The organism is Janthinobacterium sp. GW821-FHT03A03 (genome assembly GCF_059421435.1).
Genome location: NZ_JBWKUZ010000004.1, coordinates 194,048 through 220,842, shown reverse-complemented (window position 1 = coordinate 220,842; position 26,795 = coordinate 194,048). Strand labels below are relative to the sequence as shown.

The window sequence follows — 26,795 nt, the reverse complement described above, 5'->3', positions numbered from 1 at the left end:
CATGGCATAGATAAGCAGTGTCAGACAATATCGCATCGTATTTTCCTGCCGATTTTTTTGCTCAGTAATTCCTGTGCTTCAATCGCGATATTCCAGCCGTGGCGTTTCAATATCCGCGCGCCTTCCGCATACGACATGATCGATTGCGTCAGGTCTTCCGGCGAGGTGCCGTTGACGTGGCAAACGATGGGCTCGTCGAGCGTGCCGTCCGGTTTGAAATAGCGTACAGTTTCTTCGAACTCCGTGTACGAGTATTCGTCGGGCATGCCGACGCAATGCCCGAATTCATGCGCATACGTGGTCAGTGCCGTTGCCAGCGACACGTTCATGACGTCGCCGGTCACGTTTTCGCGGTCATAGCGCTTGTGGATCTGCAGCGTGTAGTGCTGCTGATCATCGACCCAGAGGACGCGGAAAACCACGGGCAACACTTTTTTTCCGCATTGCGGATCATTGATTTCAAGCCGGAACTTGTTGTTCCAGTTGCCCTCGATGCCGGCCGTCGCGTTTTTCTGCGCCAGCGCCACCACGTTGGCGCGCTGCTTGACGCGCAGCGCCGCCGATTCCGTGCCCTTGTCGCTCTCTTCCAGCGCCTGTCCTGCCGCGTCCAGTACCGTGATGGCCTTGAAACGTACTTCCACCACCACGGGACGGTCCGTTTTTGCCGGCACGTACAGCTTGAACCAGATCTTGTCCTTGTATTTGTGCGGCGTGCCGTCGTGCTGGAACGGCTGCGCATAGCGGCCATAAGAGGGACCGGCGATTTCCTTTTCGTAGTCCTCGATCCAGCAGGCCGGCAGCTTGACCAGCACTTCCTTGCGGCGCTTGTTATCCACCGGCGTGGTGCTGGAGTCGCCTGCCGGCTTGTATTTCGGTTCCGGCGGGGTGTCGGTCCTGGCTCTGGCTGCCGGCTGCCCTGGTGAACCTGGGACCGGCGCCGGAGTTGAAGAGGGGGCGGGTGCCGGGGCCGCACCCTGGCCGCCCACGGTTTTCAGCAGCTCGATCACCAGCGCCTCGGCGGCGGCTGCTGCAATCACATGCGTCAAGCCCTTTTCGTCCGTCATGCCGCTCTCATAGCTGCCATCTTCGCGCTTGATGCGGTAGGGCTGGCGCGGCATCGGTTCACCCGTGTCGCGGTCGCGCAGCACGAAGCCTTCATCGAACAGCTTGATGCGCGTATCGGGCAGCGCCGGCAGCATGCCGGCCGCGCTGGCGCCGCCGTTAAATAGGTGCTGGCCACCCTTGACGGTGAAGTTGCCGGGGCAGGTGAACGTGATATTGCCGCCCTCTAAGGTGATCGACGACTGCCCGGCCTGCAGGGTGATCTTCTGGTTGGCCTTGATGTCGATGCTGTCGTTGACCGAGATCACGGTAATGGCCTTGTCGGCCAGAATCTCCAGTTGCCCCGTATGTGCCTGCAGCGATACCGGGCCGTTGGCGGCGATCGCCTGGATGCCGCCGGTGTGGGCAAACAACCCATGCGCACTGGCCGACACGCACGAATAAGTGTGGCCAGCCGTCATGTGCAGGTCCGATTGCGTGGTCCATTGCAGCTGCTGGGCCGCAAACATGACGGTCGAGCCGGGGGTGGCCCAGTTGATGCTGGCGGGTGCCTCCATCAGTACCAGCGGCTGGCCGAATTTTTCCACCGGCTGGTCGGTGGCCAGTTTGCGCTCGCCTGCGCTGGTCTTCAGCGCTTCCTGCCCGCCCAGGCTAGCCTGGTATTTGCCGTCCTGCTGCGGGTCGATCTGTTTGATCAGGTCCAGCTGGGCCTGTTTCGCTTCCTGGCTGAACAGGGCGGTTTGTTGTTGCGCGGCCTCGGCCAACGACTTGTTCAGTTCGGCCGCGCCTTTCAGCTGGCCCAGCGCTTCCGCAGTGTCGAGCTGGGTAGAGGTCACGCCCGCGCCCGTCCGTGCGCGGGCGCTGGTAGAGATGAGTACGCCTTCGCCGCCGCGCAGCACGGTCCAGGCGTCGGTGCGCAGTTCGAAGCCGCTGCCGCGGTAACTGCCGCGCTGGGCCGTGCCCACGCCTTGCTGTACCAGGTAGCCGAGGTTCAGCTGCGTGGCCGCGCTGCTCGTCGCCAGGCGGGTGCGCAACTGGCCCGGCGTGTCGTCGATTACCCACTGGTTATAGCCGCCGCCATCGAAATTATGGCTGTGGATGCCGGAAATGACGCCGGCGTGGTTGACGTCCGAATCGACGCCGGCCGCATAGGGCGGCGCGTCGTTGCCCGTATAGAGCTGGGCCACCACCAGCGGGCGGTCCATGTCGCCTTCGATGAAATCGACCAGCACTTCGGTGCCGATGCGCGGCGTAAATTGCGAACCCCAGTTCGGACCGGCCAGCGCTTCGGCCACGCGTACCCAGGCGCCTGACGCTTCGTTGCCGGGAGCGTTGCCCTGTTGATCCGTGTTGTGCGTCATGCCGCCCGGATTGGCGGCGCTGCCGCGTTGCCAGGCGAACTGGATGCGTACCTGATGGTCGCGTCCGGTGGTGGCCACGCTGTCGGGCAGTCCGACCACCAGTGCCGTTTGCGGCCCCAGCGCGCTGCTGGCCTGGCACGCAGCGGTGGCGCGCGGCACGATGGCCACGCTGGTGCGCACGCAGCCGAAGGTGTTGCGGTAGGTGCCGGCCTCAAGCTGGCCATCGAGCAGGCTGGCGACGTCGCCCAGACTGGCTATTTTCGACAGTTTCGACAGCACCGTCGTCAGCGCGCCGCCGGCCGGCCCCAGATTGTTGCGTGCCTGGTGCTCGACCCACAGCACGGTGAACTGGTTGGCGCCATCGGGATAATGCTCGTGCTGCAGCAGGTCGAAGGCGTAGCCGGCAGCTATGCGCCGCACCGCGCCACCGCCCGTGAATTGCTTGTTCTCCAGCTCCAGCGCCTGCAGCATGCGCAGGCCGCGCGGACCGGCCGCCGTGCTGTCGGCATGGCGCCGTTCGCCGGCGCCGTCGTACAGCGGCAGGGGCGGCAATTCGCCGGCCGCCAGGCTGGAGCTGTGTTCGGCGGCCGGCGCCGCCAGCTGCTGCGGGTCCCAGCTGCTGATGCCGACCGCATTGGGCCGCACCTGGCGCCGCGCGCCGAAGCTGTTGATGGCGTCATCGGTATCGCTGGCGCGCACGCCGTGAAAGCGCAGGCCGGCAACGCCCGGCGTCGCTGGCGCGACGGCCTTGCTGTCGAAAATGACCAGCTTGTGCTTTGCCTGTCGTGCGTTCTGTTGCGTGCCTTCTTGTGCCGCGCCATCCTGCTCGTGCTCGAAGCGCCAGCTCAGGCCTTCGAAAGCAAGCACGCGGGTCAGGAAGGCCAGGTCGCTCTCGCGGTATTGCGTCCAGACCGGGCGCGGTGCCAGTTCCTGGCTGACATCGAATTCGAAGCGGACCTGCGGATAGTCGCCAAGCAGTTCCGTGATGAGGTCGCGCGCGTTCTTGTCCTGGAAGATATAGCTGTCGCGGCGCAAGGCCAGCAAGGCCAGGGCGGGTTCGAGGCGCAGCCGGTAGCGCGCCACGCCGCCGTCGGCGCCGGCAAAGGCGCAATCGGTGCACAGTCCGTGCCAGGCGCGCCAGCTACCGTCGGGCTGCAGCAGCTTGACCGTGATTTCTTCGCCGAGAAAGCTGGCCAGGTCCAGGCTTGCCGCCGTGCTCAGGGCATCGAGCTCGAAGCGGAACAGTTCATTGACCGCCTCGCGGCCCGTCAGCCGTTCGGCCATCAGCGATTCGGACAGGTTCGATTCCTGCGCCGTGCTCAGCGTGATCAGCCGCGCATGCTGGGACAGGCCGGTGCCGAACACGTCCAGGGCAGTGTCTGTCGTTGCCAGGCCGCTCATTACGGCAACGTGATGGTCAGGTTGGCCGTGCGTGGCGCCAGCTTGACGATATCGCTGTAGGCGTTCATCTGGCGCTCCGTGTTTTTGGCCAGCATGGTGCGCAGGCCCAGGTAGCCCAGTGCGCTGATCAGCGCGAACACCGAGCACAGCACCCATAGCGGCACGTCGTTACGCAACTTGTGCGCGATCTGGTCGGGGCGCTCCGCATGTGGTGCAAAGCCGGCTTTCTTGCCCTTCATCTGGGCGATCTCGTCGCCCAGGCGGGCCGTCAGGTAGGCCAGTTTTTCAGAGCCTTCCAGGATATAGCGGCCCTGGAAACCGAGCAGCAGGCACATGTGGAACACTTCCAGCGCCTGCAGGTGGGCGCTGCCGCGCGCACGCAGTGCTTCAAGGCGGATGAAGAAGTTCTCGCCGGCCAGCTGGTCGCCGAACAGCACCAGTTGCAGCGGCCGGCGCGCCCAGTCGTCGCGGATGGCATACGGCGAGCGCAGGATGATTTCGTCGACAGCCGCGCAGAATGCGTATTTGGCGGCATCGATATCATCGGCCGAGGCGCCATGCTTTTTCGCCGCGTGGCCGAACTCGTCGAGAAACTGCGTCATTTTTCTGATGAAGTCAGCATTATCTTGCGGGCCGCTGCCGTTTTTCAGCATGAACAGGGCATAGAAACCGTCGTACATCAGATCGCTCAGCGTATGTTCAGTGCCTGGGCCGGCCGGTACGCTCGATGCATACGCGGCGGAGCCGCCGGACATCAGGGAGGGGGCGTTTGCATTCATCGTTTATCTTCAGGAAGTGATGGCGACAAGTTCAAGTTTCAGGTCCCGCATGCCGGACGGAACGTAGACCGAGATCGACTGGGCCTGCAGCATGCGCTCGTACATCTGGCCCTTCGCCTCGATGGTGAAGTAATACGTATCGGGCCGCACCGGCACGGCGGCCGGCACCTGCGGCGTGTGCTGCAGGCGCACGCCGGGCAGGGCCGACAGCACGAATTTTTCCACGTCGTCCGGCGCGCCGATCTTGAAGCGCAGCGGCACCACGTCCACCAGTTCCACGCCCGGCATGTCGGCCGAGACGCCCAGGTAAAACGCGGTCTTGTCGTCGATCTTGCCCGAGTCGAGCTTGCCGTGATGGTAAGACGGCTTGACTTCGGTCAACGCAATGGCGAAATATTTTGACGAGATCACCGTATCGAGCAGTTCGCGGATGATCGCGTGCAGGCGCGCGAATGACGGCCCGGGATCGGCGTGCTGGTAGGCCGGCAGGTCGGCCAGCGCATGGGTTTTCGAGAACGTCATCAGCGCGCCGGCCAGCGCCAGCAGCGCTTCGTACAAACGCTCCGGATGCAGCGCCGGATGATGGAAATAATGGCTGAGCGAGGCGAACGCGGAACTGGCCGTGTGCAGCAGCCAGAACGAGGACATGTCGCCGGAACGAAATTCGATCACATTCTTGCTCGGTTCGCGGTGGTGGCCGTACAGGGCGTTCACCTTTGCCTGCAGCGCATCGATCAGGCGGCGCAGTTGCAGGAACAGCAGCGGCGCGCTGCGGATCGACAGGCTCGGCGGCACGAACGACGGGTCGGGCTCGAAGCCGCCGGTCGACAGGCGCCGCAGGCGCAGCAGGGGGAAGCTGACATACGAATCGCGCGGTTCCGATTCGGCCACCAGGCGCAGTGATTTTTGCAGGTAGGCCAGTTCGGCCTGCGCTGCATGGGTGTACAGGTCGGGCGTTTCCAGGTTGGCCTGGCCGTAGCGCGCCGCGCTGTTGGGCTGGCCAAGCGCGGCAAAGTTGCCGCCGAAATGCTTGAAGGCGGGCAGGGCGGCATAAAACGTGACTGCTTGCTGAGATTGCTGCAGCGCGCTCAAGTCCAGGGCTTCGGGCAATTCATCGGCGCCCGGCGCGTTGTAGATTTCGCCGTCCTGGAATACCAGCGACAGTTCCAGCAGCCGCAGGGTGTGATTGCTCAGCGCATCGCGGTCGATCTGCATGTGGTTGACACCCCAGGCGTAGGGATGCAGCGCCTTGATACTTTCGTGCAGGCGATGCTCATGGTACTGGTCTTGCTGCTGGAAGTGCTGGGGGCGCAGAAACAGGCCTTCACCCCATAACAATTTGCTTGTAATGCTCATCGATTGCCCTTTTGCCTGAGGAATAAAAGCGCGGAGAACGCTGCCGCTCCGGGCTCTCCTGACGCGCGATCGCCGGCTTGCCGGCACGGTCGATCATTCAATATTTGCAACAAGAAACTATGTGCTTTTTTCACAACTGCAACAACATTAACATTATCTGGAAGAAAGGTGCGTACGGTACGTTTTCCGCATGGCGCCGGCCTTTGCGGCCGATCGGAATGTGAGATTTCGCGTATTTTCTATTGAACGGAGTCAATATTAAATCCGTGTTAGTCTCGCAAAAATAAGAATTTAGCAACTATAAATTGCAACTTTTTTTCTAATGACCGCGTCATCTTTTTTTGAGGGAAACCAGATCATGTCTCGCCCATTCACATGCCATTTTCTTGCTGCGGTTGCCTGCGCATTGACGCTCAGTGCCTGCAGCACCACCCCTGCCGTCAAGACGGCGCCGCCGCCGCCCTCGCTCGACGAACTGATGGCAAAGGCGACCCAGGCTGCCGGTTCGGGCAACAACGAAGCGGCCCTGGGTTTGTGGAAACAAGCCGCTGACGCATTCCCAGCCGACAAAAATCCATGGGCCCGCATGGCACAGACCCGCTATGAGGCGGGCCAGTACGGCGACGCCATCATCAATGCCCAGGAGGTGCTGGTGCGCGACCCTGCCGACAAGCTGGCCAACAGCGTCATTGCGATCAGCGGGCTGCGCCTGTCGACGCGTGCATTGGCTGACTTGAGCCGCCAGAACAATCTGTCCGGCCCGCTGCGCACCGAGTCGCAGGATCTGGCCAAGCTGCTGCGCGAAAGCCTGGGCGAAACCGTGCTGGTACCGGCGCCGGCCGCGGCGCAGGCGCGCGACAAACCACCGCGTCCGCCGCGCAGAGGGGCGGCCAAGGCTGCCGAAAGCAGTGCCAATCCCTTCGATGGATTGAAGTAAAACCGGGGCAGCAAAGCAGTTACCAGGGCATCGCCGATGCCGTCGATTATTCGTAAAGGAATGATGTCATGTCAAAAAAAGAAAGTGTTCAAAAACGCCTGCAAAAGGTCCGGCCGCCACGCGTGCAGATGACGTATGACGTGGAAATCGGCGATGCGATTGAAAACAAGGAACTGCCCTTTGTGATGGGCGTCGTGGGCGACTTCGGCGGCAATTCCGAAGTCGAGCAAAAACGCCTGAAGGACCGCAAGTTCATCGGCATCGACCGCGACAATTTCGACGAGGTGCTCAAGGGGGTTGAGCCGCGCGCCGCGTTTGGCGTGTCCAACGAGCTCAGCGATGAAGGCGGCCTGCTGCGGGTGGACCTGCGCTTCAAGTCGCTCAACGACTTCCGTCCCGAGGCGGTGGTGGAGCAGGTGGCGCCGCTGCGACGGCTGCTCGAAGCGCGCACCAAGCTGGCCGACTTGCGCAACAAGCTGGCCGGCAACGACAAACTGGAAGATATCCTCAACGACGTGCTCAACAGCACCGAAAAGCTGGCCCAGCTGGAACAGCAATCCACCGCCAAGAAAGACTGATCCCATGTCCGCTCAACTGACCCCCACCTCCGGTGCCGCCGCGACCACCGATATCGGCTTGCTCGACCAGATCGTCGAACAAAGCAAGGTTGCCAAATCCAGCGTCGAGCATGCTCGCGCCAAGGATCTGATTTCAGAACTGGTCAGCCAGGTGATGGAAGGCACCGTCGTGGTGTCGGATAACCTGGCGGCCACCATCGATGCACGCGTTGCTGAACTGGACAGGCTCATTTCGCGGCAGCTCAGCGCCATCATGCATGCGCCCGAATTCCAGAAGCTGGAAAGCAGCTGGACCGGCTTGCATCACTTGGTGGATAACACGCCCACCGGCACCAACCTGAAGATCAAGATGCTCAACGCCACCAAGCGCGAGCTGGTGCGCGATTTCCAGAGCGCGCTGGAATTCGATCAGTCGACCATGTTCAAGAAAGTGTATGAAGAGGAATTCGGCACTTTCGGCGGCGCGCCATTCGGCGCGCTGCTGGGCGATTTCGAATTCACGCGCCAGCCCGAAGACATGTATTTCCTCGAACAGATGTCGCATGTGGCCGCCGCCGCCCACGCGCCTTTCATTTCGGCCGCATCGCCCGAGCTGTTCGGTCTCGAAAGCTATGCCGACCTTGGCAAGCCACGCGACCTGGCCAAGGTGTTCGACACGGTCGAATACGCGAAGTGGAAGTCGTTCCGCGAATCGGAAGATGCGCGCTACGTCGGCCTCACGCTGCCGCGCTTCCTGGGGCGCCTGCCGTTCAATCCGGCCGATGGTGCCACCGTCGACGGTTTCAATTTCGTCGAGGATGTCGACGGCACCGACCACCAGAAATACCTGTGGTGCAATGCCGCCTATGCCTTTGGCACGAAGCTGACGGCGGCCTTCGACGACTACGGCTGGTGCGCGGCGATCCGCGGCGTGGAAGGCGGCGGCCTGGTCGAAGACTTGCCGACCCATACCTTCAAGACGGACGAAGGCGAGGTGGCGCTGAAATGCCCGACCGAGATCGCCATTACCGACCGGCGCGAAAAGGAACTGAGCGACCTGGGTTTTATTTCCCTGGTGCATTGCAAGAACACCGATTACGCGGCGTTCTTCGGCGCCCAATCGGCGCAGAAGGCCAAGAAATACAACACCGATTCGGCCAATGCCAATGCGGTGCTCTCGTCGCAGCTGCAATACATCTTTGCCGTCTCGCGCATCGCCCACTACATGAAGGCGATGATGCGCGACAAGATCGGCAGCTTTGCCGCCGCGTCCAATGTCGAAGAGTTCCTCAACCGCTGGCTGATGCAGTACGTGCTGCTCGACGATAACGCCAGCCAGGAGCAGAAGGCCCAGTTCCCCCTGCGCGAAGCATCGGTGCAGGTATCGGAAGTGCCGGGGCGTCCGGGCGTCTACCGCGCCGTTTCCTTCTTGCGTCCCCATTTCCAGCTCGATGAGCTGTCCGTTTCACTCCGTTTGGTCGCGGAGCTGCCGCAATCGACCAAATCCTGATTTTTTCATTAATAACCGAAAGGAATGACATGGCAATCGACGTTTACTTGCAAATTGATGGTATCAAAGGCGAATCCACCGACACCTCCCATAAAGATTGGATCGAATGCAAGTCGGTTCAATGGGAAGTGCTGCAGCCGAAGTCCGCCACCGCCTCGACGGGCGGCGGCCATACCGCCGAACGTACCGAGCACAAGGATATCGTGGTGGCCAAATTGGCCGACCTCGCCACGCCGCTGCTGCTGCAAAATTGCTCATCTGGCAAGACGATTCCGAAAGCCAAGTTCGAATTCCTGCGCGCTGACGGCCAGGGCGAGCGCATCAAGTATTTCGAGATCGAGCTGGAAAACGTGTTGATCAGCAGCGTGGCACCATCCGTCGCACCTGGCGACATCCTCGGCGAACACCTGTCGATCAAGTATTCCAAGGTCAAGTGGAAATACACGCAGCAAAAAGTCGGTGGTGGCTCCGGCGGCAATACCTCCGGCGGTTGGGACTTGTCGGCTAACAAGACGATTTGATCGACAACGGCCCTTGCCGGATGAGGCCGTTTCGGCCAGCCGCCGCTGGTGGCTCCGGCCTGTGCCTGTGTGACTGATTCTCCCGAATCAAAGGGCCGCCGCGGGCCGCCCTTTTGTTCCTTCCTATTGCCAACCACAGGATACCGATGAAGGGTTTTACGCCGGGATTGTTCGACCGCCTGATGGACATGCCTGTCCAGGGCGCTTCCAGCAGCACCGTCTCACGCCTGTCGCTGGAAGATTTGAAAGACACCGTGGCGCGCGACCTGGAGGCGCTGCTCAACACGCGCACCGTGATACCGGAAGCGCTGCTGAAAAAATTTCCCGAATGCGGCCGCTCGATCGTCACTTACGGCCTCAATGATTTCGCCGGCCTGAGCTTGTCGAGTTCCGACGACCGCGCATATATCTGCCAGTGCCTGGAAAAAGCCATTGCGCGCCATGAGCCGCGCCTGCGCAGTGTGCGCGCATCGCTGGAAATCCAGGAAGGCTCGATCAACCGCCTCAATTTTGCCATCACCGCGCTGTTGGTGGTGCACTCGGCGCAGGAACCCGTCAACTTCGACGCCATCCTGCAGCCGTCAAGCCTGCATTACACGATCAGCAAGGCGCGCCGTGCGGCGCAAGGAGCCTGAACTTGGAAGATTTGTTACCGTATTACGAACGCGAGCTGGGTTTCCTGCGCCGCTATTCGCGCGAGTTTTCCGAGCGCTACCCGAAGATCGCTGGCCGCCTGCTGATCGGCGGCGAAGTCTGTGAAGACCCGCATATCGAGCGCATGATCCAGTCCTTCGCATTGCTCAACTCGCGTATCTCGAAACGCCTCGATGACGATTACCCGGAATTCACCGAGGCGCTGTTCGAGGTGCTGTATCCGCATTACCTGCGGCCTTTCCCTTCGTGCTCGATTGCGCGCCTCGACTACAGCGGCGCGGCGGCGCAGCTGACGGCCGCCACCGAGATTGCGCGCGGCACCGAACTGGCGACGCGCCCCGTCAAGGGCGTCGCGTGCACTTTCCGCACCGCTTATCCCGTCACCGTTGCGCCGCTGGCGCTGACGCAGGCGGCGTTTGCCGCCATCATCGACGCGCCCGAGCAGGTACAACTGCCGCCCGCTGCCACCTCCAGCATTAGCATCGTCATCGAAGCGACCGCCGAACAGATCAGTCTGGCGCAACTGGGCGTGGCGAAGCTGCGCGTGTTCATCGACGGCGAACCCTCGTTTTGCGCGGCGCTGCGCGACGCGCTGTTCATGCGCACGGTCAAGGCCTACGTGGAAGCCGACAACAACGGCCGCTGGAGCGCGCTGCAACAGATCCCTGTCAGCACCGCCGGTTATGCCGAAGATGACGCGCTGATCCCGTTTTCGGCCCGCTCCCATCCGGCCTACCGGCTGCTGACCGAATACTTCTGCTTTCCCGAAAAATTCAACTTTTTCGATATCGACCTGGCCGCGCTGTGCGCGCCGCTGCCGTCCGGCTGCCGGCGCATCACGCTGCACCTGGCTCTGGCAGGCCTGCGCACCGATTCGAATACGGCGCGCATGCTGGGCACCATGTCGACGAATAACCTGCTGCTGGGCTGCACGCCGGTGGTTAACCTGTTCCGCCAGCGCGGCGAGCCGATCCGGCTGACGCACACGGCCGCCAGCTATCCTGTGCTGGCCGATGCACGCCGCGCCTACGCCTTCGAGGTGCACGCAATCGAATCGGTGAAGCTGGTGCGCCAGACGCCGCAAGGGGAGTCGGTCACCGAATTTCGCCCCTTCTATTCGCTGCGCCATGGCCAGACACCGGCCAGGGACGGCCATTACTGGGTGATGCGGCGCGATGACGCCATCAGCGAAAAAAGCCCCGGCTACGAGACCGAGATTTCCATCGTCGATATCGACTTCGACCCGGCCGCCATCGAAACCGACACCCTGAGCCTGGAGCTGAGCTGTACCAACCGCGACCTGCCGGCGCAACTCACCTATGGCCTGCGCGGCGGCGACCTGTTCCTGGAAGGCGGATCGAGCGTGCGCAGCATCAGCTTCCTGCGCAAGCCGACCGAGTCGCACCGCTTTGAGCGGGGCCGCGGTGCACACTGGCGCCTGATCTCGCACCTGTCGCTGAACCATCTGTCGCTGTCGGGCAGCGGCCTGGAAGCGTTCCAGGAAATGCTGACCCTGTATGACTTGCCCCGTTCGGCGACCTCGCAACGGCAGATCAGCGGCATTGCGGCGATCGACCACAAGGCGGCCAATGCCTGGCTGCCCGGCAATCCCTTCGCCTGCCTGGTGCGTGGCATCGAAGTGCGGCTGACGCTGGACGAAGAAGCTTTTGTCGGTAGCGGTATCCATGCGTTTGCCCATATCGTCGAGTGTTTTCTCGGCCTGTACGTGCATGCCAACAGTTTCACGCAACTGGTGGTGCTGTCGAAAAAATCGGGAGAGGAGCTATTGCGATGCAAACCACGCAGCGGCGATTTGAGCCTAGTGTAATCGAGCGCCTGTTCGCCGAGCCTTACCGCTTCCAGTACTTCCAGGCCGTGCGCATGCTCGAGCTCTGGCTGGCCCGCAACGGCATGGTGCGCGAAGGCGCGGTGGCCAATTTCCTGCGCTTTCAAAATTCGGTGTCGCTCAATTTCGCGCCCAGCCAGCTCGAAGCCGTGCAGACCGAACCGCGCGAGCTGGGCGCCTTGGCAACCGACATGCGCGCGCTGGGCGAGGCCGTGCGGCGCGCCGAGCTGAAATACGTCCGCATCACGCCGGCCTTCATGGGTTTTCTCGGCGTGTCCGGCGCGCTGCCGGCCCATTACACGGAACGCATCGCCGCGCACCAGCTGTACGAAAAAGACGAGGGGCCGCGCGCCTTTCTCGACACGTTTTCCAACCGCGCGCTGGCGCTGTTCTACGAAGCGTGGCGCAAGTACCGCCTGGAGCTCAAGTACCAGCTCGATGGCAAGGACAAGTTCCTGCCGCTGCTGCTGTCGCTGGCGGGCCTGGGCCATGAGTCGCTGCGCCGGCGCCTGTACGACGATGGCGATGGCGTGCTCGACGAGTCGGTGGGATTTTTTGTCGCCGCCATGCGGCACCGGCCGCCATCGGCGGTGGCGATGGGCCAGGTATTGTCCGCGTATTTCGGCCAGCCGATCAAGGTGATCCAGTTCGTCGGCTGCTGGTACGACGTGCCGCGCGACCAGCAAAGCAGCCTGGGCGGCATGAACGCCATGCTCGGTTCGACCGCGCTGGTCGGCGCGCGCGTCTGGCAGCGCGATCTGCGCATGCGGCTGGTGGTCGGCCCGCTGGCGCGCGTCCATTTCGACGCCTTCCTGCCGGGCGGGCCGGCGGCGCGCGCGCTGGAAAAAATGCTCACCATGTTTACCGGCCTGTGCCTCGAATACGAAGTGCAGCTGGTACTGCGCGCCGACGACGTGCATGGCGTCACGCTGGAGCAGCCGCGCAGCGGCGGGCGGCTCGGCTGGGATAGTTTCCTGATCACCGCCGGCGCCGCGCAGGACCGCGGCGACGTGCGCTACGAACTCCATGCGCTGGCATGAACCATCTTCTTTTTTTTATCCGCTTCCAAACAAGGACCTTCGCCCCATGAGCATCAACCTCAAGACGCTGATCAGCAAGCTCAATGACACCAGCCGCACCGCCGCCACCCGCGCCGCCGGCATCTGCGTCGGCCTCGGGCAATACGAGGTCGACCTGGAACATCTGTTCCTGGCCCTGCTGGAGCAGCCGGCCAGCGACTTCGCGCTGATCGCCCGCCACAGCGGCATCAGCGTCAACATGCTCGAAGCGGACCTGCAGGCCGAAGTAGCGCGCCTGCAGACCGGCAATGCGCGCACCCCCGTGTTTTCGTCCAGGCTGCCGAAGCTGTTTGAGCACGCCTGGCTGATCGCCTCGCTCGACGTGCAGGCCGGCCGCCTGGCCAGCATCCGCAGCGCCCATCTGCTGCAGGCGCTGCTGACCGATCCGGAACTGGCGCAGCTGGCGTACCGCGGCTCGAAACTGTTCAACAAATTCAAGCTCGACGACTTGAAACATAATCTCGACAAAATCACGCAAGGCTCGCAGGAGGCGGCCGGCGCCCCGGCTGCCGATGGCGAGGCGGGGGAGGGCGGCGAGGGAGGAGGAGACCCCGTCGGCGAACTCGAAGGGCGCGCGGCCGCATCGAAAACCCCGGCGCTGGACCAGTTCACCACCAAGCTGACGGCGCGCGCGCGCGACGGCAAGGTCGACCCGGTGATCGGGCGCGATGCCGAGATCCGCCAGACGATCGATATCCTCATGCGCCGCCGCCAGAACAACCCCATCCTGACGGGCGAGGCGGGCGTCGGCAAGACGGCCGTGGTCGAAGGTCTGGCACTGCGCATCGCGCAAGACGACGTGCCCGACGTGCTGAAGGGCGTCGAGATTCATACGCTGGACATGGGCCTGCTGCAGGCCGGCGCCAGCGTCAAGGGCGAGTTCGAGAACCGTCTGAAAAACGTCATCGACGAAGTCAAGAAAAGCCCGCACGCCATCATCCTGTTCATCGACGAAGCGCACACCATGATCGGCGCCGGCGGCACGGCCGGCCAGAACGACGCGGCCAACCTGCTCAAGCCGGCCTTGGCGCGCGGCGAGCTGCGCACGATTGCCGCCACCACCTGGGGCGAATACAAGAAGTATTTTGAAAAGGACGCCGCGCTGGCGCGCCGCTTTCAGGTCGTCAAGATCGAAGAACCGAGCGAAGAACTGGCCTGCGCCATGTTGCGCGGCATGGCGCCGCTGATGGAAAAGCATTTCAATGTGCGTGTCTACGACGAAGCCATCACCGAAGCGGTACGCCTGTCGCACAGGTACATCTCGGGCCGCCAGCTGCCCGACAAAGCCATCAGCGTGCTCGATACCGCCTGCGCCAAGGTGGCGCTGGGCCAGAACGCCACGCCGGCCCTGCTGGAAAACCTGGTCAAAGAGCTTGACCGCATCGACGCCGAAGTCGCGACGCTCGAGCGCGAGGAAAGGGGCGGCGGGAACCACCCGGCGCGCCTGACAGACTTGCGCGCACAGCGCAGCGGCGCCGCCGGCGAGCATGCGGCGCTGGCCGCGCGCTGGGAAAGCGAAAAGGCGCTGACGGAGAAAATCAAGGCGGCGCGCCAGGAGCTGGAAAGCGCCGGCGCCGGCCAGGCAGGCACGAAACCGGATGCAAGCCAGGCGGGCGACCTGCAGGCCTTGCTCAAGGACTTGCGCGCCTTACAGGGCGAAACGCCGATGGTGCCGGTGCAGGTCGACGGCCACGTGGTGGCGGAAATCGTCGCCGGCTGGACCGGCATCCCGCTCGGCAAGATGGTCAAGGATGAAATCCGCACGGTATTGAAACTGAAGGACATGCTGGAAGAGCGCGTGCTGGGCCAGTCGCATGCGATCGAGGCGGTGGCGCAGCGCGTGCGCACCTCGCGCGCCAACCTCGATGACCCGAACAAGCCGAAGGGCGTGTTCCTGTTCGTCGGCCCGTCCGGCGTGGGCAAGACGGAAACGGCGCTGGCGCTGGCCGACGTGCTGTATGGCGGCGAGCGCAAGCTGATCACCATCAACATGAGCGAATACCAGGAAGCGCACAGCGTGTCGGGCCTGAAAGGCTCGCCGCCCGGCTATGTCGGCTATGGCGAAGGCGGCGTGCTGACCGAGGCCGTGCGGCGCAACCCGTACAGCGTGGTGCTGCTCGACGAAGTGGAAAAAGCCCACCCGGACGTGCTCGAACTGTTCTTCCAGGTCTTCGACAAGGGCGTGATGGAGGATGCCGAAGGGCGCGAGATCGACTTTAAAAATACCATCATCATCCTGACCTCGAACGTCGGTTCGAGCATCCTGATGCAGGCCTGCCTGAACGTGGCGGCGCCAGACCTGCCGACGCCGGAACAGCTGGAGGAAAAGCTCCGCCCGCAACTGGTCAAGACCTTCAAACCGGCCTTCCTTGGGCGCTTGAAAGTGATCCCGTTCTATCCGATCTCGGACGATGTGCTGGTCAATATCATCGGCCTGAAACTGGGCAAGATCGCCCGGCGCATCGCGGCCAATCACAAGGCCGAATTCAGCCACGACGAAGCGCTGGTCGAGGCCGTGCTGGCGCGCTGCACCGAAGTCGATTCGGGCGCGCGCAATGTCGACAATATCCTCAACGGCACCGTGCTGCCCGAGATCGCCGAGTCGGTGCTGGCCAAAATGGCCGAAGGCGCCGCGATCACGAAAATCAAGGTCAGCGCCAGCAAGCAGGGGCAGTTCAAGTACACCATCAAGTAGAAGGAGCCGTATTTCATGGCTGAGTTGCAACAGGAACTGGAAAACATGTTCGCGGGAATGGGCCAGCACGCCAGGCTGCTCAAGCTGGACACGCCGCTGGGAGCCGACGTCCTGCTGGCGCAGCGCGTCCATGCGGTGGACCGCGTGAGCCAGGGATACGACTATATCGTCGATCTGCTGTCGCTCGACGAGGCGCTGGAACTCAAGCAGCTGATCGCCCAGGAAGTGACCTTGTGGGTACTGCAGCCGGACGCCAGCTACCAGCCCGTCCACGGTTACGTACACACGGCCAGGAAGCTGGGCAGCGACGGGCAGCTGTCGGTCTACCAGATTGCTTTTGCCAGCTGCCTGCATTTCCTAAAGTTCCGCAAGGACGCGCGCATCTGGCAGAACAAGGGCGCCGACGACATCATCGCCGACGTGCTGGGCGGCCATCCGCAATGCCAGGGCAAGTTCAGGTTCGACCTGAACCAGGCGGTGCGCCAGCGCTCGTATTGCACGCAGTACGAGACGGACTGGCAATTTGTCATGCGCATGCTGGAAAGCGAAGGCTGGTACGGCTATGTCGAACAGGCGGCCGATGGCAGCGGCCATCAGTGGATCATCACCGATTCGGTGCAATCGCTCAAGCCGCTGCAGCCCGGGCAGATCGCCTTTCACCGTGCCGATGCCACCGAGGAACTGGACAAGATCGTCCAGTGGGGCGGCGCCCGCACGCTGTCGAACAGTCAGCTGGCGACCCGCACCTACGACTACAAGGCGCCTCGCAGCGGTCAGCAGAATGCCGTGCAGATCTTGCCAGGGCACGGCAGTATTCCGTCGCAGCTCGAGGTCTATGAATATACGGGCGCCTACAGCAGCGCCGACACCGAGCACGGCGCGGAACAATCGCGCATCCGGGTGCAGGAGTGGGAATCGCGCATCAAGCGGTTTTTTGGCACCTCGGGCGTGCGCCGGCTGCCGGTAGGCTGCTGGTTTACCTTGCTCGACCATCCGGCCCACGCCGAGGAGGCGGCCGAGGAGCGCCAGTTCGTCGTGCTGGACGTGGAATGGGCGATCGAAAACAACCTGCCGCTGTCAGGCATGCAACAGGATTTTTCGGGCAGCCTGCAAGGCCGTCTGCTGCAGTTCAAGGAAGAGGCGGGCCTGAAGTGCGCCGGCCTGGCCCAGCCCGGCGCCGGCGATGAGCGCACCGGCCACTGCTTCAACCGCTTCGAAGTGCAGCGCCGCAGCGTGGAATACCGCAGCGCCTGCGTGCACGCCAAGCCGGCCATGCATCCGCAGACGGCCACCGTGGTCGGTCCGGCCGGCGAGGAAATCCATACCGATGCGCTGAACCGCGTGAAGGTGCGCTTCCACTGGGATCGCCTCAATCCCGGCGACGAAAAGGCCTCGTGCTGGGTGCGCGTCAGCTATCCGAATGCCGGCGAGGGATATGGTGCCGTGCATGTGCCGCGCGTCGGCCAGGAAGTGATCATCACCTTCCTGGACGGCGACGTGGACCGGCCCATCATCACGGGCCGCATCTACAACGGCGAACAAGCGCCGCAATGGCATACCGATGGACGCATGTCGGGCTACAAATCGAAGGAATACAAGGGCGCCGGCTTCAACCAGCTGGTGATGGACGACAACACCGAGCAGAACCGGGTGCAGCTGTACAGCAGCAATACCCATGCGCAGCTGAACCTGGGCTATCTGGTAGGGCAGCAGGGCAATCAGCGCGACGGCTTTTTCGGTTCCGGCTTCGCCCTCAATTCGGATGCGTATGGCGCCATCACCACGCAAAAGGGACTGTACATCAGCACCTATGGCCGGCCCGGCGGGCGCGGCTCCCAGCTCGACGTGCGCGAGGCATACGATCAGCTGACGCAGGCGCACGAGCTGGCGCAAAATCTGTCGGACGTGGCGGAAAAGTCCAGTGCCGAGGCACTGCCGGGGCAGCAGGCGTTCCAGCAATTCATCGACGCGACCCAGGCGCAATACGACGGCGCCGGCCAGCAGGGCGCCAACCGCTTCGCCGAACCGGTGCTGCTGGCGGCGTCGCCGGCCGGCATCGGCCTCGCCACGCCGAAGAGCACGCATCTGCACAGCGGCGAGCAGGTCACCATGTCGTCGGGCGAGGATATCAATTTGGCTGTCGGCAAGAGCCTGATCGCCAGCGTCAAGGAGAAAATCAGCCTGTTTGCCTACAACGCGGGCATCAAGCTGTTCGCCGCAAAAGGAAAGGTCGAGATCCAGGCCCACGGCGGCGACATCGACATCATCGCCCAAAAAGTATTGCGCCTGCTGTCAGCCACCGACCGCATCGAAATTTTCGCCAAGAAGGAGATCATTCTCGGCGCCGATGGCTCGGCCATCAGGATCAACGGCGCGGGCATCACCGACATGACGAGCGGCCAGCGCATCAGCCATAACGCCGACTTCTCGATGCCCGGCCCGAAGACCATGCCGTATGCGCTGCCGGTGCTGCCCATGGAAGTCTGCATGGAATGCCTGAAAAAGCGCGCAAAACAGCGTACGGCCTTCGTCAACAAAGGATCGCAACGATGACATTTTCATCGCTGGAATACATAAAGGATAGAACATCATGAGGCACGACAAACGAGATATGTCCGGCAAGTCATTGCAGCCACTGCTGTCAGGCCGGCGCAGTGTGCTGGGCTTGATAGGACTGGGTGTGATGATGCCGCTTGCGGCTTTCGGACAAAAAAATAAAACCACGAAAAAGGCGGCCGCGGCGCGTGGCGCGGTACGGTCGCAGGGAGTCTGCAAGGAATGCCTGCAAAAGCGCGCAAAACAGCGCTCCGCCTTCGTCAACAAAGGACCTCAACGATGAAATTTTTACCTCTGGATCAGGCTTCGTTTGAAGCAAACCTGGCAAGTGCGCTCGACAATCGTGAACTGAGCTGTTATGCCATTGTCGACCAGGCGCAGGACGGCACGCTGCTGGCGCGCTTTGAAAAAGAGCAGATCAGCATGCGCAGCAAGTGCCTGCTGCCAGCGGCGCTCGGATCCGACACGGAAGCGTACGCGCCCCATCTGGTGGCGTTGTCGCCACTGGCCGCCGATATCGAAACGTGGCCGGAAATCGCGCAAGGCGCCGCCAGCCATCCCGCCAGCCTTACGCTGCTGGCAAGTACTGATGATTTCGACACGCTGTGGGAAAGCCTGGCGGCGTTTACCGAGATACTGCTGCCGGACGGCACCGACATGATTTTTGCCTTCTGGGACCCGGCCATCCTGGGCACCCTGATGGGACAGAAAAGCGACCTGACTTTGCACGTAGGCGTGCCGGCGCTGACCGTTTCCCAGCGCGAGCGCCTGCTGCAGGGCATACAGGCATGGTGGTACTGGGACCGCGAAGGCCATCCGCAGCAGATACTGCCAGGCGAAAACGACAACGGTCTGCCGCCCCATCAGGTGACCTTGCCGCTCAAGCTGGCCCAGGTGCAGGTCGACATGCTGGTCGAAGCGGGCATGCCGGACCAGCTTTTGTCGATGCTGCAGGAGAACCAGCCGCAGCTGCTGATGGATATTCCACGCGCGCAGCACTACCGTCTCGTGCAAAAACACCTGTTGGCCGCCCGCAAACTGAAGCTGTCCGGCATGCGCGACATTCTTAACTACATCTGCGCCGCCTTGATCTACGGCGACAAGCTCCAGACCAACCCGGCCATTGCGTCACTGCTGGCGCAGGTCAAGGCCGGCGACATCAGCTTTGAAGCCGCCATGGACCAGTTTCCATGAGTATCTGGAAACAAGAAGCAAGGAAGCCAGGCCGTCGGCTGGCGCTCGGATTGATCGCGTGCGGTTTGATACTGCCGCTGGCGGCGTGCGGGCAGAGAGTGCAAAAAGAAACAGCATTGCATGTGGAAGTGTTCTCCTACGTTGACCGGGTCATTTCCGACATTTCTTTTAACGGTACTGGCCTGGGCGTGATGAACAGGTATGGTGGCACTGGGACCATCACCGACGTTTATATTCCATTCGGGATTCAGACATTGAAATGGACTTTGGACGGGCCGGAGGGAACACCGCGCAATGGCGAGCGTATGACCCCAAAGAATCAACTTGTCATTTCACCGGAGCAGATACCGCCGGGAACGCGTTATCTCGGCATACATGTTTATCCCGATGATACGGTTGAGTTCACCTTTGCGGAGTCCATACCTGAACGAACAGTTCGAGGCAAGAAAATTCTGGCGGCGAGAAAGAAATGACATGCGTGACAAGGATGGAAAAAACTCGGCAACTCAAAAATTGGCACCTTCGCCGCCAAGCAGGCGTCACGTCATCAGGGTGATTGCGCTAGGGCTGGCAATACCGCTGGTAGCGTGCGGCCGGACGGTACGGAAATATATAGTATTGGACGTGGTCATGTACTCCAATGTGGACAGAGTCATTACCGATATTATTTTTAACGATACTGACTTGGGTGTGATGAACAGATTTGGTAGTACTGGAACCATTGTCGGCGTCGGTATTCCGTTGGGAATCCAGACATTACAATGGACCTTGGGTGGCCCAAAAGGTACACCACGCAATGGCGAGGTTGTTACCATCAATAAACAATTGACAATATCGCGGCAGCAGATACCCGAGGGAACTCGATATCTTGGCTTGCATCTTTATCCGGATGATACCGCTGAAGTTACATTCGATAAATTTCTCCCGCAGAGAACCCAGCGTGGAAAAGAATATCGTTTGAAGAGAAATAAAAATGAATGATGCCAATGAACTCTTCGAACATAGATGCGTAATGCTGGTGTGAAGCAGTGATAAAGCGAGGTTTCTAAGTAGGTAACTGATAAACGGGGAATAAGGAAGCATCATGAAATACGATAAAGGTTATGGTTTCGAGGGTGACGAAATTTTGCCACTTGCAGCACGACGAAGTGTGCTTGGTTTTTTCGGACTATTGTTGTTGACGCCACTGATGGCGTGCGGTCAAGGAGGAAAAAAAATGCAAAAAGGAATAGTTCTCAATGTGGAGATGATTTCTTATGTCGATCACGTCATTACTAACATTATTTTTAATGGTGAGGACCTTGGCGTGATGAACAAGTTTGGTGCCACTGGCACCATTGCAGGTGTTCGTATTCCGTTCGGCATTCAGACATTACACTGGGAATTGGACGGGCCGAAAGGAACGCCGCGCATAGGTGAGGTAGTGACCTTGAAGAACCAGTTAGTTGTTTTGCCTGAGCAGGTACCTGCTGGAACACGCTATCTTGGGTTGCACCTCTATCCAGATGAGACCGCGGAGATAATTTTCTCTGCGTCCGTTCCTGAGGTTAGTGTACGCGGTAAAAAAATACTCGCTGCGAGAAGATAATATGGATGAGGACGATAATTTGATTGCGGCTCGTGCGTGCAATCGTGATGCTCCATGCGGGAAGCCAGGTGCATCACAGAGCTGTGCTGATATTTTGAATATCTGCATATTCTTTGATGGAACAGGTAATAATAAGGATGAGGATAATAAGACTCGCCGTTGGTCAAATCCTGCGCGAATGTGGCGATCAGCTCAGTTTCTGAAGAATAGTGATAAAGGAGGTTCAAACTACGCAATTTATGTTCCAGGCGTAGGCACAAAATTTAAAGACGAGTCTACCGACTGGATGGAATGGCCAGACAATAAGTTGATGAAAGTGCAGGATTCAGAGGCCGCTGGACGTGGATTAGGTGCCGGTGGAACGCGACGAACCGGGTTCGGGCAAACTAACGTTGACGAGAGCTTGCGAGCCGCCCTTGTAAAAAATGCCAAACAGCTGAATATTCCGTTAACGGCTTACGCAAAAAATGGAAAACCGGAGAATATCAATGGTCTTGCTGCCGCTATCGAGGCACATGGTTTGATTACCATTATTAATCTCTCTATCTTCGGTTTTTCGCGCGGCGCAGCGCTGGCCCGTGCATTCAGCAATGACATGATGAAAGAGTGCGCTACTGGAAAAGATGGCGTACTTCGTTATAAAGGGGTACCCATACGCTTGCACTTCATGGGATTATTCGATACGGTCGCCTCTTTTGGTCTACCGTCGCTCACCATTGATACTCCCTTTAACGAAAAGAATCTGGTGGTGCCACATGCGATCGAACGTTGCGTGCATTATGTGGCAGCCCATGAGCTGCGTTTTTCGTTTCCAGTCGATTTGATCAGGAAAAACGGCGTGCTCAGGTCTGGTTGGACCGAGGCCGTTTATCCGGGCGCGCATTCCGATGTGGGAGGGGGATACGAGCCGCTGAAAGAACAGAAAATATCGAATAACTATGCGCGTATTCCCATGCGCGACATGATGCGCGAGGCTTTTAAAAGAGGCGTTCGTTTGGTTGACTATGACGATCTACCTAAATTTGGGGAAAAAATATTTGAGGATCGTTTTGAACTCAGGCCTGAGGTCGAAGCCTCGTACAAGCAATATATGGCAGCAATTGGTGCCCCCGCCACCGTGGAACAAGCGGTCACGGCTCACATGAAAGCCCTGTACTCTACCTGGGGAACGATGAGCAAGCGAAAAATCAAGACGCCTGACTTGATCGAAGCGGAAGGCAGGAAGGGCGACAGCAAAAAAGGCCATCCGGGCATTGCGCGTGAAGCCGAGTTGTTGCTGGATGCCGCCAAAGCAAAAGAATTTGTCGTGTCGCACATTCTGCCCACGGTATCGGCAGCAACGCTGCAGGTCATCGGCATGAAGTACAGCATGATCATACGCCCGGACAAGTGGCGGCTCGATGCCTGGCAAGCGACGGCGTCCGATCCCGTACTCAATTTCATCAAATCCGCGGTGCATGATTCCAAGGCCGGCTTCATGGGTGGCATCGAACCATTCAGCTATTTCCGTCCGCGCGGCATGGCCGAGTCGTCGCGCAATGTGCTGGCGCAAGGCTTGGACTGGCTGGACGATACCGTCACTGCCATCAAGAAGGGCGTGATCAAGGTGTACCACCGGGCCGAGGGCGTGGTGATGGAAACCTGGGAAGGCGGCAAGCGGGTGGCCACGCATACGTACAAGGTGGGTGAAAAATTTGTCGTCGAGACCGTGAAGGCGGGCGTCACCTATACGGTGGAGGTGTATCAGAGCGGCAAGCAGGTCGTCATCGCCGCCGCAAAGCGCGGCCAGCAGATGGTCATCACGTCGATTAATGTCGTCAAGAAAGAGGTCAGCGATGCCGCCACGGCCGTGCAGAAAAAGGCCGGCGAGGTGGTGGACGCGACACAGGAGCTGGCGGCCGAGGCCGGACGCAAGGTGCAAAGCGGCGTCAAGCAGGCCAAGGACATGGCCACCGAAGCCGCAGGCAAGGTGCAGCGTGGCGCCAGCCAGGCCCAGGAGATGGCCACGGAGGCCGCACGCAGTGTACAGAGTGGCGCCAGCAAGGCGGCCAAGGCGGTTGGCGACAGCATCGATGCGCAGGCCAAAGCGATCGAAGATGGCTGGAGTGCCTTCCGGCGCAATCAGCTGGGATTCTGACATGGCGCTCGCAATCATCCGGCTCGGCGACAAAACGACCCACGGTGGCGTCGTGGCAAGCGCCTCTCCCGTGCACACGATCCGCGGCATCGGCATCGCCAGGGTGGGCGACATGGTCGCGTGCCCGCTGCCGGGCCATGGCAGCAATCCCATCATCGAAGGCAGCGCCGTCTTCAGTATCGGCGGGCGCAAGGTGGCGCTGCATGGGCATAAAAGCGCTTGCGGCTGCGCGCTGATCGCCAGCCTGCCCGTGGCCACGATAGGGTAGGCGCATCATGAGCGATATTTCTTTGCCACAAGTACCGCCGGTACACCGTCCGCGCCGTCGGCTGGTGTTCAGGATCGTTTTGTGGATACTTGTGCTGGCAATTGTCGGCATTGCCTGGATTGTCCTGCTGGCAAGCGTGGCGCCATCGCGCCTGGATCTGTCAGGCGGGGGCGCGATACTGATGCTCTGCACGCCGCCCGTGCTGCTGGCCTTGCTGGGCTGGACCAGCCTGCAATTTCTTTCTGCTCCAAAATCCGTGCCGTCTTTGCCTGAAAGCGCGCCTGCCTGCGTGCCGTCGCCAGAGGTCGCGCCGGCGCTTCCCGTGCCCCTCGTGCGCTTGCGGATCGGCGCCTGGAGTGCTTTGACGCCGCATGGCGCCGTGACCGAAACGGCCGAAGGCAGCAAGGCGCGCAAGCAGGTCTTCAAGCCCGACAAGGCCATCCTGCACCCGTCCGGCTACCCGGCCCATGCGGGCATCGTCGATCCGCTCGATCTTGCTGCGACGGGACATGCCGCCGGCACGCGCCTGCGTGCGCCGCGCGTCATGGCCATGCTCGCCGCCATTCTTGACGACCTGCATGCGCAGCAAGGCAGCCTGGTTCGCCGCGAAGATGGCCCGGTGAGCGTGTACTGGCTGGCGCCCGATGCGATATCCGGCGACGAGGCGCAGGGCGCCGTCTTTGCAAGGGCCTGGCAGCAGTCGGCCTGGCGTGACATTGCCTATGTCTTGCAGGCGATGCGGGCCGGCGAGGCCCACCTTTTCAGCGTGCTGTCGAGCCTGCAGAGCGGCATCGGCCAGCCTGGCGTTGCCTGCACCATCATCGTCGGTGCCGACAGCTTGCTGGACCCCGAAGAACTCGCGCCTGCGCTGGCGCTGGGGCAGGTGTTCTCCAGCGGCGCGCCACAGGGCTTCATTCCTGCCGAAGGCGCGGGCGGCATCGTGCTGTGGAATCCCGAGAGGGCGCCGGAGCCGGTGTGGGCAAATGCCGCAATGCTGGGGCCGGTCAGCATCATGCATGGCGCGGCGCCGCACGTTGGCTTGCGCGGCGTGATGTCCGCTGCGATCACGGCGTCGGGCATGGACGCCGCCGACATCGCCCATGTCGTCAGCGACGCCGATCACCGCACTCAGGCAAGCATGGCGGTGGTGACCGCCATGCAGCAGGTGCTGGCCGGTCTCGACCCGCTGGAACAGCGGCTGAGCCCCATGGAATCGGCAGGCAGTTTCGGCATCGCAGCGGATCTGGTCCATCTTGCGCTGGCCGTAGAACTGGCCAGTGAAAAGCCGGCGCTGGCGCTCGGCACCACGGGCGGACAGTGCGCTGGCGTCGTGGTAATGCCAGCCTGAGCGGCAAGGGCGCCCACGGCAGACCGTTTGGCAGGCGGGGCTACCACTATAGACAGCTGACTTCTAAGGCGGATTTGATTTTCATTTCAACCTCAGGGTGTATTCGCTCGGGGAATTTCAGGAACTAATATGACAAAAAGACTATTTCCGAGAAATTTACGCAATGTGTTTTTATGTGTTTTCGTGGCCTTTTCAAATATGGCTTGTAGCAAGGAAACGATGACGATTGACGTGAATATGACTGCATATAACCATACCGAGCATGGGGTTGGCGGCTACGTCGTGACACTCGAAGACGGATCTTCAGCCGAGGCTGGATACCTGAGCCCAGGTGAAGGCGGTGGAGGAAAAACCTGCTGCCTGTCTATCCCAGCGACATGGACGCCAGGCATGAAAGCGGCGATTGTCATGCATACTGTAAAAAATGGTAAGCCGGTTCGGGTGGAGAAGACTGTCGCTATCCCTCATTACAATTCTTCCGATGCCGACAGGTTTGTCGTCCATTTTCTTCATGATGGAAGTTATAAGATACTTGTAACAAAATATTTGCTGGGACATCGAAAATATCCCCTCGCTGGCAAGGAGGCGGAACTGGAGCCGGGCGTTCCACTGGAAATAATATGGGAATAGAAGGTGTGAAAATAATTCAGGCGTTTTTGTAAAACAGGCACAGCAATGTTGCCAGGCTATGGGATGTGCATCTTGAAGAACTGGCAATAGATTATTTTTGCAAAAAAGTCAATTTGAAATATGCCTATGCAGAGGCCGAGTGGAAGGCGCGGCTGTTAAAGCGCTGGTGCGAGGAAGACCGTGAAAAAGCGAGATCAGACTGCGCCAGGCACAACCACTGACACCCTGGTGGCCACGGACGCGCCGCCAGGGTGTGAGCAGCGGTTTCAGCCATTCTCGGGCGGCTGAACGCCCAGCAACTCTTCGATATGCGCCAGCGAACTGGCGTCCTTGACCACCGAGCGCAGCCAGCTGTGCAAGTCCTGGTCGGCGGCATTGGCGGCCTTGTCGGCAAAATACGAGACGGGGCTGTGCGGCTCGGTGCGGCGGAAGAACTGCGCCACGGCGCGCAATTGCTCGATCGCCTGGGCGCGCGTGGTGACGGCGCCCGGTGGGCCGGCCGGGATCGCCGGCATGGCCGGCGCCATCGCGCTTGCGGCAGCGGTTGCGCCGCTCGCCGCGACGGGGACGGCGGCCGGCGCCACATTGGCGGGCATCACGCGCAGCATCGCTTCGACGGCTTCGCGCGCGGTGGAGAAGGCCGGGCTGTCGTTGCCCAGCCGGGCGTCGACGACTCTTTCGAGCTTGCGCAGCGCTTCCAGGCAATCTTGCGCGTCGACGGCGAAGCTGGCGCAGAAAGCGGCCGAGTTGTTGCGCCGCGCCGCTTCCATGTCGGACAACTTGACGCCCTCATGCTGCCTGGTGGAATCGCCCATGCCGGCCTGGCGCCGCGCCGTCTCGAAATCGATGGCGGAAAAGGCGCCGCCCGGGCCGCCCGTGACGGGCACCTCGCGCAGCAGCGCCGGGATGCGCGAGAGTATCCAGCTCAGGTTGCCGATGCGCTGCTCCTGGTCGCCGTCTTCCGCTTCCGGGAACAGGCCCCGGTCCCAGTATTTTTCGCACAGCCCCGCCAGCACCAGCAAGCCTTCGGCCATGCCGCGCAGGTGGTGGCGCTTGGCGCCTGCTTCGGTCAGCCAGACGGCCAGGCGCAGGTCCTTGCTGCTGCCGGCAAGCAGGCCGGCGCAGCTGCGCACGACGAAGTCCCAGTCGGCTTCCTTGAGGTCGGCGACCCATTCGCCCTGGTCGAGCGAGGGGTCGTCGAACTTGCGCGCCAACGTGATGGCGTCGAGTTCGGGCGAAAACGCCAGGTCCACGCCTGCCGGTTGTTCATTGCTGATCGGAAGTAATAACTGTTCGGCTGAAAACATGTGTTCCTC

At 61.2% G+C, this 26,795-nt stretch carries 23 protein-coding genes; 18 read left to right on the top strand and 5 right to left on the bottom strand.

Going from position 1 to position 26,795, the window contains the following annotated elements; genetic code table 11:
• Positions 1–20 precede the first annotated feature (20 nt).
• Genes AC07VI_RS11825 through AC07VI_RS11810 form a run of 4 tightly spaced genes read right to left on the bottom strand, consistent with a single transcriptional unit; the run spans position 21 to position 6,056 of the window.
• A complete protein-coding gene (locus tag AC07VI_RS11825) occupies positions 21–3,824 on the bottom strand; it encodes a type VI secretion system Vgr family protein (RefSeq protein ID WP_492993771.1) in 3,804 nt (1,267 codons plus the stop codon).
• The gene (icmH, locus tag AC07VI_RS11820) at positions 3,824–4,603 is read right to left on the bottom strand and encodes a type IVB secretion system protein IcmH/DotU (protein ID WP_099376116.1); all 780 of its coding nucleotides are present in this window, start codon (positions 4,601–4,603) and stop codon (positions 3,824–3,826) included. The genes AC07VI_RS11825 and icmH overlap by 1 nt, the downstream gene beginning before the upstream one ends.
• Positions 4,604–4,612: 9 nt before the next feature.
• A complete protein-coding gene (gene tssK, locus AC07VI_RS11815; RefSeq protein WP_086145198.1) occupies positions 4,613–5,959 on the bottom strand; it encodes a type VI secretion system baseplate subunit TssK in 1,347 nt (448 codons plus the stop codon).
• On the bottom strand, positions 5,928–6,056 hold the full coding sequence (locus AC07VI_RS11810; protein WP_301178803.1) for a hypothetical protein: 129 nt from the start codon (positions 6,054–6,056) through the stop codon (positions 5,928–5,930). Before AC07VI_RS11810 ends, tssK begins: the two co-directional genes overlap by 32 nt.
• A 261-nt stretch (positions 6,057–6,317) precedes the next feature.
• Between AC07VI_RS11810 and AC07VI_RS11805 the strand changes: the two genes are divergently transcribed.
• The 18 genes from AC07VI_RS11805 to AC07VI_RS11720 all read left to right on the top strand — a co-directional run bounded on the left by AC07VI_RS11805 (position 6,318) and on the right by AC07VI_RS11720 (position 25,479).
• Complete coding sequence (locus AC07VI_RS11805) at positions 6,318–6,896, top strand: outer membrane protein assembly factor BamD (RefSeq protein ID WP_086145258.1); 579 nt, start codon at positions 6,318–6,320, stop codon at positions 6,894–6,896.
• A gap of 68 nt (positions 6,897–6,964) precedes the next feature.
• Positions 6,965–7,474 carry a type VI secretion system contractile sheath small subunit gene (gene tssB / locus AC07VI_RS11800; protein ID WP_086145197.1) on the top strand — a complete coding sequence of 170 codons (510 nt, stop codon included), beginning with the start codon at positions 6,965–6,967 and terminating at the stop codon, positions 7,472–7,474.
• Positions 7,475–7,478: 4 nt separating this feature from the next.
• Positions 7,479–8,963, top strand: coding sequence for a type VI secretion system contractile sheath large subunit (tssC, locus tag AC07VI_RS11795; protein WP_086145196.1), 1,485 nt, complete (start codon positions 7,479–7,481; stop codon positions 8,961–8,963).
• Positions 8,964–8,992: 29 nt separating this feature from the next.
• Positions 8,993–9,484, top strand: coding sequence for an Hcp family type VI secretion system effector (locus AC07VI_RS11790; RefSeq protein WP_086145195.1), 492 nt, complete (start codon positions 8,993–8,995; stop codon positions 9,482–9,484).
• Between the two features lie 146 nt (positions 9,485–9,630).
• Entirely contained in the window at positions 9,631–10,119 is a 489-nt protein-coding gene (tssE, locus tag AC07VI_RS11785) for a type VI secretion system baseplate subunit TssE (RefSeq protein ID WP_086145194.1), read from the top strand.
• A gap of 2 nt (positions 10,120–10,121) precedes the next feature.
• Entirely contained in the window at positions 10,122–11,966 is a 1,845-nt protein-coding gene (gene tssF, locus AC07VI_RS11780; RefSeq protein ID WP_086145193.1) for a type VI secretion system baseplate subunit TssF, read from the top strand.
• Complete coding sequence (gene tssG / locus AC07VI_RS11775; protein ID WP_099420871.1) at positions 11,930–13,024, top strand: type VI secretion system baseplate subunit TssG; 1,095 nt, start codon at positions 11,930–11,932, stop codon at positions 13,022–13,024. The genes tssF and tssG overlap by 37 nt, the downstream gene beginning before the upstream one ends.
• Before the next feature lie 46 nt (positions 13,025–13,070).
• On the top strand, positions 13,071–15,758 hold the full coding sequence (tssH, locus tag AC07VI_RS11770; RefSeq protein WP_086145191.1) for a type VI secretion system ATPase TssH: 2,688 nt from the start codon (positions 13,071–13,073) through the stop codon (positions 15,756–15,758).
• Between the two features lie 15 nt (positions 15,759–15,773).
• On the top strand, positions 15,774–18,311 hold the full coding sequence (locus AC07VI_RS11765) for a type VI secretion system Vgr family protein (RefSeq protein ID WP_086145190.1): 2,538 nt from the start codon (positions 15,774–15,776) through the stop codon (positions 18,309–18,311).
• 37 nt (positions 18,312–18,348) lie between these two features.
• Entirely contained in the window at positions 18,349–18,597 is a 249-nt protein-coding gene (locus AC07VI_RS11760) for a hypothetical protein (protein ID WP_143450787.1), read from the top strand.
• Complete coding sequence (locus AC07VI_RS11755; RefSeq protein ID WP_157792404.1) at positions 18,594–19,508, top strand: DUF4123 domain-containing protein; 915 nt, start codon at positions 18,594–18,596, stop codon at positions 19,506–19,508. Before AC07VI_RS11760 ends, AC07VI_RS11755 begins: the two co-directional genes overlap by 4 nt.
• Positions 19,505–19,981, top strand: a complete 477-nt coding sequence (locus tag AC07VI_RS11750) for a hypothetical protein (protein WP_143450788.1) — start codon at positions 19,505–19,507, stop codon at positions 19,979–19,981. Before AC07VI_RS11755 ends, AC07VI_RS11750 begins: the two co-directional genes overlap by 4 nt.
• Position 19,982: 1 nt before the next feature.
• Complete coding sequence (locus AC07VI_RS11745) at positions 19,983–20,489, top strand: hypothetical protein (protein ID WP_143450789.1); 507 nt, start codon at positions 19,983–19,985, stop codon at positions 20,487–20,489.
• Between the two features lie 103 nt (positions 20,490–20,592).
• Positions 20,593–21,096 (top strand): hypothetical protein, encoded by a 504-nt coding sequence (locus AC07VI_RS11740; RefSeq protein ID WP_143450790.1) that lies wholly within the window; start codon positions 20,593–20,595, stop codon positions 21,094–21,096.
• Between the two features lies 1 nt (position 21,097).
• Positions 21,098–23,233, top strand: a complete 2,136-nt coding sequence (locus tag AC07VI_RS11735) for a T6SS phospholipase effector Tle1-like catalytic domain-containing protein (RefSeq protein WP_492993778.1) — start codon at positions 21,098–21,100, stop codon at positions 23,231–23,233.
• A gap of 1 nt (position 23,234) precedes the next feature.
• A complete protein-coding gene (locus AC07VI_RS11730; RefSeq protein ID WP_034788038.1) occupies positions 23,235–23,501 on the top strand; it encodes a PAAR domain-containing protein in 267 nt (88 codons plus the stop codon).
• 7 nt (positions 23,502–23,508) lie between these two features.
• On the top strand, positions 23,509–24,849 hold the full coding sequence (locus AC07VI_RS11725; RefSeq protein WP_492993780.1) for a hypothetical protein: 1,341 nt from the start codon (positions 23,509–23,511) through the stop codon (positions 24,847–24,849).
• Positions 24,850–24,978: 129 nt separating this feature from the next.
• Positions 24,979–25,479, top strand: coding sequence for a DUF3304 domain-containing protein (locus AC07VI_RS11720; protein WP_492993782.1), 501 nt, complete (start codon positions 24,979–24,981; stop codon positions 25,477–25,479).
• A gap of 266 nt (positions 25,480–25,745) precedes the next feature.
• Here AC07VI_RS11720 and tssA read toward each other — a convergent pair whose 3' ends face one another.
• Positions 25,746–26,786 (bottom strand): type VI secretion system protein TssA, encoded by a 1,041-nt coding sequence (gene tssA, locus AC07VI_RS11715; RefSeq protein ID WP_099376123.1) that lies wholly within the window; start codon positions 26,784–26,786, stop codon positions 25,746–25,748.
• Positions 26,787–26,795: the final 9 nt, after the last annotated feature.

Excerpts from the sequence above, each read along its gene's own strand:
- tssG (WP_099420871.1), top strand. The coding sequence starts at position 11,930 with ATGCAAACCACGCAGCGGCGATTTGAGCCTAGTGTAATCGAGCGCCTG.
- AC07VI_RS11755 (WP_157792404.1), top strand. The coding sequence starts at position 18,594 with ATGAAATTTTTACCTCTGGATCAGGCTTCGTTTGAAGCAAACCTGGCA.
- AC07VI_RS11720 (WP_492993782.1), top strand. The coding sequence starts at position 24,979 with ATGACAAAAAGACTATTTCCGAGAAATTTACGCAATGTGTTTTTATGT.
- AC07VI_RS11735 (WP_492993778.1), top strand. The coding sequence starts at position 21,098 with ATGGATGAGGACGATAATTTGATTGCGGCTCGTGCGTGCAATCGTGAT.
- tssB (WP_086145197.1), top strand. The coding sequence starts at position 6,965 with ATGTCAAAAAAAGAAAGTGTTCAAAAACGCCTGCAAAAGGTCCGGCCG.
- AC07VI_RS11730 (WP_034788038.1), top strand. The coding sequence starts at position 23,235 with ATGGCGCTCGCAATCATCCGGCTCGGCGACAAAACGACCCACGGTGGC.
- AC07VI_RS11805 (WP_086145258.1), top strand. The coding sequence starts at position 6,318 with ATGTCTCGCCCATTCACATGCCATTTTCTTGCTGCGGTTGCCTGCGCA.
- AC07VI_RS11765 (WP_086145190.1), top strand. The coding sequence starts at position 15,774 with ATGGCTGAGTTGCAACAGGAACTGGAAAACATGTTCGCGGGAATGGGC.
- tssK (WP_086145198.1), bottom strand. The coding sequence starts at position 5,959 with ATGAGCATTACAAGCAAATTGTTATGGGGTGAAGGCCTGTTTCTGCGC.
- tssA (WP_099376123.1), bottom strand. The coding sequence starts at position 26,786 with ATGTTTTCAGCCGAACAGTTATTACTTCCGATCAGCAATGAACAACCG.
- AC07VI_RS11760 (WP_143450787.1), top strand. The coding sequence starts at position 18,349 with ATGAGGCACGACAAACGAGATATGTCCGGCAAGTCATTGCAGCCACTG.
- AC07VI_RS11790 (WP_086145195.1), top strand. The coding sequence starts at position 8,993 with ATGGCAATCGACGTTTACTTGCAAATTGATGGTATCAAAGGCGAATCC.
- AC07VI_RS11750 (WP_143450788.1), top strand. The coding sequence starts at position 19,505 with ATGAGTATCTGGAAACAAGAAGCAAGGAAGCCAGGCCGTCGGCTGGCG.
- AC07VI_RS11825 (WP_492993771.1), bottom strand. The coding sequence starts at position 3,824 with ATGAGCGGCCTGGCAACGACAGACACTGCCCTGGACGTGTTCGGCACC.
- AC07VI_RS11810 (WP_301178803.1), bottom strand. The coding sequence starts at position 6,056 with ATGATCGACCGTGCCGGCAAGCCGGCGATCGCGCGTCAGGAGAGCCCG.
- tssC (WP_086145196.1), top strand. The coding sequence starts at position 7,479 with ATGTCCGCTCAACTGACCCCCACCTCCGGTGCCGCCGCGACCACCGAT.
- AC07VI_RS11725 (WP_492993780.1), top strand. The coding sequence starts at position 23,509 with ATGAGCGATATTTCTTTGCCACAAGTACCGCCGGTACACCGTCCGCGC.
- tssE (WP_086145194.1), top strand. The coding sequence starts at position 9,631 with ATGAAGGGTTTTACGCCGGGATTGTTCGACCGCCTGATGGACATGCCT.
- tssH (WP_086145191.1), top strand. The coding sequence starts at position 13,071 with ATGAGCATCAACCTCAAGACGCTGATCAGCAAGCTCAATGACACCAGC.
- AC07VI_RS11745 (WP_143450789.1), top strand. The coding sequence starts at position 19,983 with ATGCGTGACAAGGATGGAAAAAACTCGGCAACTCAAAAATTGGCACCT.
- icmH (WP_099376116.1), bottom strand. The coding sequence starts at position 4,603 with ATGAATGCAAACGCCCCCTCCCTGATGTCCGGCGGCTCCGCCGCGTAT.
- AC07VI_RS11740 (WP_143450790.1), top strand. The coding sequence starts at position 20,593 with ATGAAATACGATAAAGGTTATGGTTTCGAGGGTGACGAAATTTTGCCA.